Genomic DNA, 11,990 nt, shown 5'->3' with positions numbered 1-11,990 from the left:
ATGTCAGTCATCAATCGCATCGAAATCAGTAACTATCTCAATCTGGACAACCGGCGTCCTTCCGAACAGCAGTGGATCCCTCATTGGCGCCATGTAGCGATAAACGCCCGAGGCCTGAGCACAGCAATTGTCGCAACCAACGGCGTGGGTAAATCCACAGCGAACAAAGCCATTTACGCCATCCTCACACGAGATCGAACTTTTGTTGCAGAGAGTCGTGAACGTGCAGCACCTAAACGCCGCGGCTTGTGGAGCCACGTTCGTATTGAGGTTCTATATCAGGATGTTTCTGAATTCATTCAGCCAGGCTTGATTGGTGATGCCGTACGAGGCGAGGCATACGTGATCGGTTTCTATGGCTTTTCCGACGAGGAGCTCCATTTTTATCATTACTTGGGGCACCTTGAGCAATGCCCGGTCGTTGACATCAACGGGCACCTTAAAAGGATGATCTCCAATGCTGAATTTCTGACAACGCTTAAGGGGTGCGATGGCGTCGCGTTCAACCTGCCTGTTGTTGATTGGAAACGCTTTATCCATCGTCATTTTGATCCAAGCCTGATTCACCAGCTCGTGAACTATCAAAAAGCAGGAGGTGGGGACGGCGCAGAAAACTTTTTCAAGGTGCAACGTCGCAACGGTGAGGATTACGATTCTGCTTTCTTTTACACCCATATCGCTCCGGAAGTATTGGTCAACTGCATGGATGTTTTCGGCGAAGAGGGAGAATATCGCTTTGAAGACACCCTTCTTGAGAGCGCGCGACCCGTTCTTGCTGCGCAGCGCAAAGCTGAGGATCGCGCTAAAGCGGTCAAAGAAGCTCGCTTCGTCTTTGAGGGTCTTGAGGTTGTGAAGGAAAAAGCGGACGCCTATCTGACTACACAAGGTGATCTCTCGCGAACAATTGCGGCCTCGTTCAGCGAAGCGGCTTTTATCCAGAAAATCGTTGAAAAAGATCCCATCCTTGGTATCCCGCAGCCACTGCGCACTCAGAGCCCAGATACCGCATTCATCGCAGATCGACTGGTCTGCTCAGATGGCACCTGGCTAATTCCAGACAAAGTCATCTCCGAAATCTTTGCCAGCGAAGCCAAGCTGATCAATCAGGAAGCAAGTGAAAAACAACTCCCATCAGTGATGCTGAAACCGCATCAAGTCATTGAAAAACCTACCTACCATGGCTCATTGGAGCGAGGGGCGCCTAATCGTGGTTATGGTCGGGAAGCAGTACTAGTGTTGATCGAAAATCGAAAACGCTTCGCCGAGAATTGGGATACTGATAAGGCCAAACGAGCCATCAACTATGCCTTTGATTGGCAAACAACGACCGGCGAACCCAATTCGTTGCGCAGCGCCGCAAATCGCCTGACGCAGGAGCAACTGCAGCTAAAAAAAAGCATAGAAGAAAAGAAAAAAAGGAGGTTCGATTGCGCCGAAGAGCATTCACAGCTGCAGGACCAACTGCAAAATATGCAAGCTGCAGAAACTGCGCTCTCGACGATGCGTCAAAGCAGCCTTTTTTCCGGGGATGAGCTGGCGGAACCACTAGCGACTCAATCGAAAGTTTTTGCACAACAAGACGATGCAATAAACGCGCGAGAAGCTCATAAACTGCACCACGCTCAACTGAGAGAATATCGCGACGCCCATAGTGACATGGAAGAGGAATTTCCAAATCGCATGCCGGACGATGTCCGCAACGAACTGATTCTACTGAATGACCAAGCTTCTTCAGCGCTCAAGCGTGCGACGGATGATCAGGCTACATCGACCTGGGAGTATGCGGAGGCGCAAACCTCGAACGAGGCCGCCCAACTAACGCTCTCGATTGCGAAGTCGAAACACACCCAAGTCACCACGCTGCTCCCAAAAGTTAAGCTCTTTGAAGCTGCCTTCCCGGGCGAATCCGCTGATGGGCTCCAGGCATTCGTTCAAGAACAGCTTTCCTCCGCCGAACGCCGGCATGAAGCGTTAAAAACAACGATTGAACAGCTCGAACTCGAAGACCAGACACTTGCAGGCCTACTTGGGGATGTCGAGCACTATCACTCGCGCTTCAACGATGAGGATCCACACACAGTTGCAAGCAACGTTGGACGTGACCTTGAGGCGGGCTACGCATTAGAAAAAGATGCCGTTAGACGTCAGGAAGAGACACAGATCAAGCTGGTTAAGCTGAAAGACGGTTTCCAGGCACTTAACACCGTACACCGTCGCTTTGGAATCAATTCGGATGTCCCAGATTTGGAACGTACGCTTGCTGATGAGTTTGCTCAGCGAACCGGAGAAAAGAACGCGCTCTCTGCCGACATTGAGGCCTTAGATCCGCTCGTTCAAGCCGCAGAGGATTTTGAATCGCGCTTCGGCAATCTTGAGAATGCAAGTTCTACTGCGGCATCACGGGCAAAGCGCCTGCCTCTGTGCGGCCGCATGCGTGACCAAAAGACGGCGAAGTTGGAAGATCTTCAACGACAACGCGCCGAGCTCGAGAAGGCCCGGGCAGCAGCTGGCAGCATTGCCCAAGAAGTCTTGAGCTGCGTCGGTAAGACCCTGCCACGAGTGCATCAGATTATTGAGGACCTGGAGATTTCTCCAAAGCGACGTGCGCAGGTCCTCGTGCATTTTTCTCAAGTCTTACACGCTCCAGTCGTCAGCGACACTGAAGCTGCGCATGCGGCCTTGAAAGCGCTTGATGCCGCGGGATTGGAGGCACCCATATTTTTCGAGTCGGAGTTGATTCGATTCTGTCATCAGGGTGATCTCACCGAAAAACATGGCTTGACCTACTCTTTTATGATTGGAGCTCCGACCCTACAAGCCAGGGCCCTAATCAACCCAGCCGAGATTGAAAACGTCAAAGCTAGCCTGGACAGACAGATTGCCGGCATGGCTCCCCAGGTAGAAGCGCTGGAAAACGAATACGCCGATCTTTCTCCAGAGTCTGAAACCAGCCATCTCATCCGGCTCGCCTGTACCGCGTTTGAGCGACAAGCCCCTGTTGCTCTGTTCTCGGCTCGACAAAGTTTAAGAACCGTGGAAATCCGACTCAGAGAACTGGAGGAGCAACGTAGCGAAAAGGTCATTCTCCTAATTCGCAGCGCGACTGAATTTCTCTGTGATGGTGGTGAAAAAACGCTGATTACAACTGAAGAGAGTTTGGCCGCCCTCGCTCAGGAACTTAAGTGGTTAAGGGATCAGCTACCGACGCTCGAACTGCGTGCATCTGCAGAGAGCTCTAGATGGATCGATGCCACCTGTCGTTTTCTGGATAAAGGCGGTGCGACAAGACTTTCATGGATCCGCGATCGTAAAGCGCAACACGAGACCGAGTTGAGCGACATAGCTAAACAATTACCAATCCTTCACCAGCGCGTTTCGCAACTGCCAATTATCCAGGCCGCAGAGGAGTTTTTAACATTAGGTGGTTGGGAGTGGGCGACCTCCATTGCAAAAGAGGTGGAGCATGCTCAGGACGCTTGTGACGAATGCGAAACACTGCTGGAACAAATCAAATCAATCTGCAGCGAGCTGAATACTCGTGTCGCGCTGCTGCAACAAAACGCGTCATCAGCATCGTCGCATCTGGTGAAGTGGGAAAAGCCCCTTATTAAAGCTCAGGAATACATCAATCAGGATGGACCTGCGTTCGATGCAACCTATAAGCAAAAAGGTCAAATCCTTCAGATCGAAGTAGACAACTCCATCCAGCGCACCCGGTTTGACTTCAAGCATGCCCAGCAGGCGGTCAATGATGCTCGCGTGCCCAATGGCCGCACTCAGTTAATCGAGCGACGCGACTACCTTCTACGAGAGCTCACATCTCTTGAGCAAGATATTTCGGATGCGCAAGAGCGCCATGAGAACCAAATGGTGCGGCTGCAAGCGCTGCAAAATTCTGCGGCAAAAATCGATCAGGCTGTGATTGGCATCCTCAGGCAATGGAGGATGGTACGGGATCTTCTAGACGTCATTTCTTCTGACCAAGTATCAGGGTCAGAGGTTGAAAGCATCTATTTGCAAAGCGCAAAAGCACTACATCTCGATCTTGTTGAGCAAGTCGACATTGGAGATCTGGATGCGCAAGCAGAGCTGTTCGATAGCTTGGCCAGCGATATATCCAACTTCCCTCTGAACGAACATCGCACGAAACTCGCTAGCTTGCGCCAGCAACTGAACCGACAATTCAGCGAGCTAACGCGTGAACTTGATCGAGTCAGAAAAAACCATGAAAACCAATTGTCAGTCACTGAGCAGGAAGCGTTGGCTTCTGATCGTACCCCGCAAGCTGTGCTCAAGGACGCCAACCAACTCTATCGGCACTTCGAAAATTATCTGCTGAATATGGAACGGCTGCACGGACAAAGCGAAGTGGATCTACAGGAAGCGCGTGAGCGTTTGGTTGCTTCGATCTCTGGATTTACCGATGGTCTGGGCGAGAATTTCAAGCTGTTGAAGACGGTTCTCGATCGGCGCGATACCGGCGGGATCGCTGGTCTGCACATCGCCGGCGAATTGATTGATCGAAACGCAGTGAGTGAGGAAATTGATGCAGTTGTTCGGGAGCTTGATCGTCAGCAGCGCCGACGAGACGAGGACAAAGCCGCCGGGAAAACAATGGGCAGCGACACCGAGTTTGAGGAAACCCTGAAGCAAGATATTCGGGCAACATTCTACCGTACTGTGTTTCGCGCACCTAAAGACAGCGATGCTACGGGACCGACAGTTACGTTCCAGCATCCTGAAATCGCAAGCGGACGGCCAGTACGCTTAACGCCGAAACTTTCTACAGGCCAAGGCAATGCGCTGGCTCTGCTGATCCTAACCAAGCTAGCCGATTTCACCCTGCATCGGGATGCATTGGCGGACGCCGGCAGCATAGACACTCGTCGTCGAATCAAACCGTCTGCCACTCGTGTCGTGATGATCGATGGTCTGTTTTCCAACTTAAGCGACAAGAAGATGATCAGGCATTCGCTGTCTGTCATTCGAACGCTCAAGGGCTCGTTCCAACTGATCGGTTGGATACATAACGAGCTATACGAAAATGATCCGAATCTATTTCCCTCATATTGCGCCCTTCGCCGGGTTGGGGGGGAGCGAGGGTTTGTGCTCGTGGATGATTCCGCTTCTAAGGAGGAGATGTTCCATGAGGGTGAGATCAAGTCGATCGAGCTTCATGTGGATCAATTGCGAGAATAATCGATGGACATGTCCGAGCAGGTGGAAACCGTCCTTCGGCGGCTGACAGCAGGAGGAAAGAAACTCCGTCCACGTGGCCTCATTGGAAGGCTTTCCAAACTTACGGCAATTCCCCAATTGGACGTTCAACTGGCTCTGGAGGAGTTGGCACGAGCGGGTAGCCTCAGCGGAGTTTCCAAGTCAGGTCAACCGTTGACGCTGGTCGGTTGGACGGGCTCAGCACTGCCGCTCAGTCAAACCGAGATGTTGCTAGGTGAGGTGATCGAAAATTTTAGTGATAAGTCGTTTAAAACGACCCTTCAGCCCCTACTTAAAATTGCCGAGCTTTTCTCAGGACTTTCGGCGGACGACATCAACTACGTCATCCAAGGGATGCTGCAGTGCAAGGACTCGGTCAACTGTGACCCGATTTTCGCCTCGGCGACTAACATCCTGGGCTCTGCAAAGGCGCTAAATAATCTGCGAGGGGCCGCTCGCAACATCGGGATTGAATGGCCCATTGACGCGTACGGCGAGCTGTACGCCCTTACTGCCGGCCCGGCACAACCGACTGCGGTTGTCCTGATTGAGAACATCAGGAGTTTCACGGCTTTCGCGCGATCACGACACGCTAAATATGCCGTTGGAGTTGCGGCATTTGGCTATGGATTGACGATGGAAAATTTCGGTAATCGACTTGCAACTGGGCAGATTGTTGCGTGCCGTGCTTACGGAGACACCGTCAATTTGTACGATGCAATCAGCCATCTGCCTGCTTTCTTTTGGGGTGATCTGGATCGCGAGGGTGTGCGTATTTTTGAATCTTTGCGCCGACAGATTCCAGATTTAGCACTGAGCGCAGCTTACGCTTCCATGGATAAACGCCTCACGAATCCCCAGCTTTGCCATCCCTATCACGCATTGTTTGAAAAAGATGGACAACGTGTCATATGCGGAGCGACGCCTGAAGCGACATACCTCGCAAGGAGGTGTGCCGACCGAGCAGTGGATCAAGAGGCACTGGGATCAGAACTCGATGAGGTGGAGGTCGCGGCTCCATTTCGACTGCTTCAGGAAGAATTACCAGTAAACAACTGATGATAGGTCTTCGATGGCCACTCATTCTCGTTGTTCGTTGAGGAATGTTTGCGCAGGTGCTCAAGGCTGTTCACGCCAGAATTGAGGGCTATAATTGTTGAGTCCTCGAGTGTATCGCCACTAATTATCGAGCACTTGGGGCTGTACTGACCCCGGCAAAGGTGATGAAATTACCGCGATTCCGCAGAGAGGGGATCGCCCTTTCTGATGGAAAATCATCGATGTCAGCCTTCGGCTTCGGAACCTTTACTATCTCCCGAAATCGATGGAACTTGGCGCTCTGACCGATCGATACACTGCTATACCCTCCTGCCACGAAGGCTCATCTCTTGGTGAAAGCCTACAATATTCAAAGATAGGTCGTTTAAAACGACTGGTTTTGCATTCGTGAATTTTCGATGCATTAGTATTAGTCGGCTAAAACGACTGATCAAAAATCAGCGGCCTTTAGTCAGACACTATAGAGCTAGCTGTGGAGGAATCGTGGGGGATGCTTGCGGTAAGGCTGCGGAGCAATTCTTCACACGGAACGTATCAAATTGCCACGTAAGGGTGTTGCCATAGGCCCTGGGCTGTTGGCTATGTCTGAAAAAACAAGTGTGAAAAATGACCTATGGGCTCTCGTACAAACGATGGCCATCTGCGCCTTTCTCAAGCACCTCCTCGATGGCATCAATTAGCGCCTTGGCTTCCTCCGATTGTTGGATGAGGTAATTACTCCGATCGACGAACTCAACCGACTTTGGCGATGGGTTAACGAGGGGACACCGCAATCGGCCAATGGCTGCTGGACTGCCGGCGCGGCCTCCACGCAGGCGCCAGTGTCGACCTGCGGCATACGCCTCCCGAGGTCACACGGATTCAACTGCTGCCCGCCACCGCCGACTGCCAGCACCTGACCGCGGCGTTGACGCGTTCGGTGACCCCGGAGGGTCAAGTCCTGGTTATCGGCAACAGCCTCGCTAATACATCCTCAGAAACCATTTCGGAATCGGCAGCAAATCATCTAACCCCTTACTTGGGTTGTGCTTTATCAACTCGCTTCGAATATTGCTCAAGTTTAGCTTGTATTTTTTATTAAAGTCATACTTCGTGGCTGCCATCCAAGACAATATAATCAAATCCTTATCCACATCAAACCCCCCATAATCCTTTTGCAAAATTAACTCCAAATAATCCATTGCATTGCGGGAAAGATACACCTGCACCGATAAATCATCGGGCACACTCTCGAGGCGCGACTTAAATAACTCTATATAGCGCGCGCTATAGAGCGGCGACCTGGCGTCATCAAACATCCACCTAACCGGAAGGTTTTCTTCGAGCATTAGCTTTCCCAAGCCGCCAGGTTCATAAAAAAGATTAAGTGCATTATCAACAACAAACGGAACGACAATTTCGAAAGCCGCATTACATATATCCCATTCATCACTGAGCTTCTCATAGTCTTTGGTATTTCTATGATCGTGCCCAAAATTCGATTTATAAAAAAATCTACAGGATCATGACATTCATCGAGCGCAGACTTAATTATCTCCAACTCGCGTATAAACTCTCCTCGGGAGTTACCTTCTGCGTCTAACACTTTGGATGGAAGTGACTCGTATAAACTCAAGCAAACATCAACAGCTCCTCTCTCATGAACTACCTCTCTGACCGTGCAATTCCCCCATAGATACGCAGCAAAATTCAAGTCAATGTTAGCCATCTCATAACATCGTTTTTCGTTATCTAATGATTGGTGACCGCCAACCATGCTCAGATTAGTCTTATAACTCGGGATGACTTTTCTTAACAAGGACTGAGCCGCCTCAATCCGCGATACATATAACTGCTCGCATTTAGCATTCAATATATCGTCGACAACATGATCGCTTTTGGACTGATACCATTCATTAGCGAGATCCGAATATTCTTTAATTGTAAAGCATGGTTCTCTCACAACCAGATTCATTTCATAATTGATACATTCCTCTGAATGAGCCTCTCTAAGCCCTAAAATAAAAAAAGCAAGAGAAAACAAGTAATTGTAATCGCGATCGCTTATGCGTACGCCGCTCAAAAGCATCGCATTCGAGATCAGATTATTTCGGCTTTCAGAAGACTCCTTGTCAGACGCCGCTTCTAGCGAAACAGTGGTGCCACCATCAGTTGCAAACAACTTCTCTACTTCAACGGCCGTTTTCGGCGCTGAGTGGCGGAGGATGGTCTGCAGAATAATTGCTTCCCAGTGAAGTTCTGTCTCGGAATGGCGCGTAGCAACCTCTTTCATAACCCCCAACGCTCGTGCAATAAGTTTTACCTGTCGCGGATTATCCGGAAATCTAAAACAAACTTTTGCTCGAATGTCACAAGGAATAAAGTCAGCGCATTTTTTAAGAGCTTCTTCAGCAAGACGAGCAACCTGCTTGGGGGGTGCACTCGGCAGTGCATATGGAACATCAATTATTTTATCCAAAAACTGCTGAGCGGACTCGCCATAAGCTTTTGAATACTCACTAAGTGCCTCTCCGATTACCTCTCGATCAAAGGCCAATACGAATGCAAATTGAGGCCAATCCAATAACTCACGTAGCGCCAAGAGGGTCTTGGGTACGGATTTAGGGTCTGATCGATCCAAATCGTCGATAAAGACAATGACTCTTCGGTCCCCTAATAGTTCGTGAAGTTTTTTTAGATCATCTGTGCTAATAACCACGTACTGCAACAACGCGCCAGCTGCCACTCCAAGCCCCGATATTGCCGCCGCCACCGAAACGCCGTGGTAAGAATCTAACTCAGAGGCCGCGGTACCTGCTTGCTTTGAAAACTTCTCTACTACTCCCGTGAATTTCCTCAGAATATCTTTGCTCCAAGCATTTATAGAAGGTTGAACACCCTGACGTTTTAGACGATCAGTAAGCGCAGTGTAAAACAGAGCAATTACGCCACTTTCGCCGATTGCATTCCAAGCAGAAAATCTGACGACGATGTCGCCTTTCGATTCAGCAATTTTCTCTAAGAAATTTAAAACACTGGTCTTCCCGCTCCCCCAAGGACCATAAAGCCCAATGCGAGTAGACCAATCGGGAGGGGCCGCCTTAATGGTCCGATAAATTGAACTCGCCACAGGCCACCGTTCAAGGTAATCCTCTTCCCGGCAAGAGACTGCGGCATCATGCCCCTTGGGTGGTTGTTTCCGATTAGTGCCCACCGAATCGAGGACCATAGGTTGCTCAGTCTTCCGTTGCTCCGTTGGAATTATAGATGTCTTCTTCTCAGGGTTCCGTTTCCAACCGAATAGGTTCATGCATGCCACCCAACAACATAACTAGATGGCTGAAGCTTAGATGGTTAGGTCGGGCGGCAAGCTTGGCGGCCGCCTGATCCGATCAACGGAAACCCACCAATGCTGCCTTCCTCCCCCCCCAAGCGCATGGAGCGTGACTTGGCTGTCACTTAGTTATAACACTATTGCCCAACTGTATCTTTCTCCGGTTTCGGCAGGCCTATAGCAGACTGATGCCAAGAGTTGAATTGTCCTTGACTGGTGGTACCGAGGGCAAATTGACCAGCTGCCGAGTTGTCACTGACCCAGTCTGTTTTCGCGAACGATCGTCTTTGCTGTTTGTTTAGATTTGGAGGAGGGTCAGTCTTGCGTCAGCATGTGGGTCAATTCGGCGTCGCTGCCAACATATCGAGTGAAAAGAGCGTAGCCGGGCTATCCAGCTTATCGATTTTTACCGCATATTTTAGCTAGCCAAGTAATTATTAGCTGGCTACAGAGTAGTTTCGAATGCTGTTTTATGTGAATTGAAGGGACTGGCATACGTGAACACACTGCTACACTTGCCGAGGGCCGATTCGTATTCGTGTCGTAGCGCCATCCCGGTTTGGCGCAGGTGGCGAGAGTCAGATTTTAGAATGCTGACGTTAATGCAGTAGCAGTCGGCTCTGGATCCTTTAGCAGTAAAAGACGCCTCGCTTATTCCGCAGGAATCGCCGCGAGCTAATCACCTACGGAGCATAACGCCATGGCAGTTACTTTAAATACTTCGATCTCCTGGTTGACCGCATCGGGAGACGACTTGGTAATGTTGGAAAACCTGCAACCGAACATCCTGAAACCTCATACCCGCGATGCACTGGTCATCCTTTTTCTGTCATTCTCGGACTCAACTGGCGCGAAGCAATTCTTGCGCGACGTGTCGACGATTATGAAGTCGGCTAAGACTCATCTGGCCGAGGTTAAGGCCCACAACGACGACCCGACTGTTCTGGGCACCGTTTATGTGGGCGTTGGGCTAACTGCATCTGGATATAAGCAACTTGGAGAGGTCAACATCCCGAGCGACCCTTCATTTTTGAATGGGATGCAGGGTGAACCACAGCTTCACGATCCAGATGTTGCAACTTTGGAATTGGCATTCCAGGATCGGAACAAGCTACATGCCATAGTCCTGATTGGTGATTCAGGCCCGCAAAGTGTCGCCAGCATGCAATCAACCATCGAACTCAAAATAGCGAACGCTCAAGGGGTCTCCATTCTAAGCAAGGAAGTTGGGAAAGGGATTGTCAACGCCGCAAAAGAGGGTATCGAGCACTTTGGCTACGTTGATGGCCGCAGCCAGCCGCTATTTTTCACAGAAGATATTTTAGAAGAGCAAAAGAAAGAAACAGGAACTGCACCGCGATGGAATCCAGATTTCCCTCTCAGTCAGGCGATTGTCCCGGACCCTGGGGCGCCTGATCCGAGCGTGCATTTCGGGAGCTATTTCATTTTTAGAAAGCTGGAGCAGGATGTTAAAGCATTCAAAAATGCAGAAGTGCAATTTGCGAAAGACCTACAAATATCAGAAAAAGAACGAGCAGGCGGGTTGCTTGTAGGAAGGTTTGAGGATGGGACCCCGGTGACATCGGCCGCTGCTGAGGCGGGCCTACCCGGCGTTGTGAACGATTTCACCTATAGCAGTGATTTAGACGCTGGCAAGTGCCCTTTCCTGGGCCACATCCGCAAGACCAACCCGCGCGGTACCGGTGGCAAGGAGTTGGAGGTGGATGAGCGGAGCCATCTAATGCCACGTCGAGGACAAACTTACGGGATAAGGGAGGATGACCCTAATGACGGGCAAATCGCTAACAAACCCTCGAAAGATGTAGGCTTGCTCTTCATGGCATTCAACAGCGATATTGGGAACCAGTTTGAGTTCACTCAAAAATTCTGGGCGAACAATGCCGGCTTTCCGGAGGTGCCAACGGGGCATCCCGCACCAGGAGTAGACCCGATTATAGGTCAGTTACCGTCTGGGCAAACTCGGCCAAAAATGACAGTTGCCCGGATTTGGGGTGATGCCTCATCGAACGTAACGGTATCCGCTGTCCCACAGACTGTAACAATGAAGGGGGGGGAATACTTCTTCATGCCATCGTTGGCGTACTTGCGAGAACTTTAAGACAAGCCTCTTCACTCAAACCAATAGCCTGATAAAGAGTCCGGCTGCGCACAGCGGTCCGGACTCTCAAGTGAAATTGCAGCTTACCGAAGACGCGAACGGTACCTTGCGCCTCCGCCTCTTCGATGACGAGCATTAGATTCGCCGCCGCACCTTGGGTTCTCGGAAATAACCACGAGAGGCTGCCCTCCCCTTCATGCGGCAATAACAGTTCCATAAATCAGATTGGAAAATATGATGCTATTGGTAGGTTAAGTTGAATGCAGAAGGGAAGTTAACTCT

Annotated in this window: 5 protein-coding genes; 3 read left to right on the top strand and 2 right to left on the bottom strand. The window is 50.4% G+C overall.

Annotated elements, in window-relative coordinates; all coding sequences use genetic code 11:
- Both ACIO0C_RS04370 and ACIO0C_RS04365 read left to right on the top strand, forming a co-directional pair.
- Positions 1-5,199, top strand: coding sequence for a hypothetical protein (locus tag ACIO0C_RS04370; RefSeq protein WP_401308320.1), 5,199 nt, complete (start codon positions 1-3; stop codon positions 5,197-5,199).
- Between the two features lie 3 nt (positions 5,200-5,202).
- Positions 5,203-6,276 (top strand): Wadjet anti-phage system protein JetD domain-containing protein, encoded by a 1,074-nt coding sequence (locus ACIO0C_RS04365; protein ID WP_401308317.1) that lies wholly within the window; start codon positions 5,203-5,205, stop codon positions 6,274-6,276.
- 962 nt (positions 6,277-7,238) lie between these two features.
- On the opposite strand, the gene ACIO0C_RS04360 is transcribed toward ACIO0C_RS04365, so the two are convergent.
- Complete coding sequence (locus ACIO0C_RS04360) at positions 7,239-7,604, bottom strand: hypothetical protein (protein WP_401308314.1); 366 nt, start codon at positions 7,602-7,604, stop codon at positions 7,239-7,241.
- Positions 7,604-9,565 carry a P-loop NTPase fold protein gene (locus tag ACIO0C_RS04355; RefSeq protein WP_401308311.1) on the bottom strand — a complete coding sequence of 654 codons (1,962 nt, stop codon included), beginning with the start codon at positions 9,563-9,565 and terminating at the stop codon, positions 7,604-7,606. The genes ACIO0C_RS04360 and ACIO0C_RS04355 overlap by 1 nt, the downstream gene beginning before the upstream one ends.
- Positions 9,566-10,289: 724 nt before the next feature.
- Between ACIO0C_RS04355 and ACIO0C_RS04350 the strand changes: the two genes are divergently transcribed.
- A complete protein-coding gene (locus ACIO0C_RS04350; protein WP_401308309.1) occupies positions 10,290-11,708 on the top strand; it encodes a Dyp-type peroxidase in 1,419 nt (472 codons plus the stop codon).
- Positions 11,709-11,990: the final 282 nt, after the last annotated feature.

This window comes from Pseudomonas sp. NPDC087336, assembly GCF_044744285.1.
Lineage (GTDB): Bacteria > Pseudomonadota > Gammaproteobacteria > Pseudomonadales > Pseudomonadaceae > Aquipseudomonas.
Note: the sequence above shows the minus strand (reverse complement) of the source record. Positions and strands in the feature narration are given on the sequence as shown.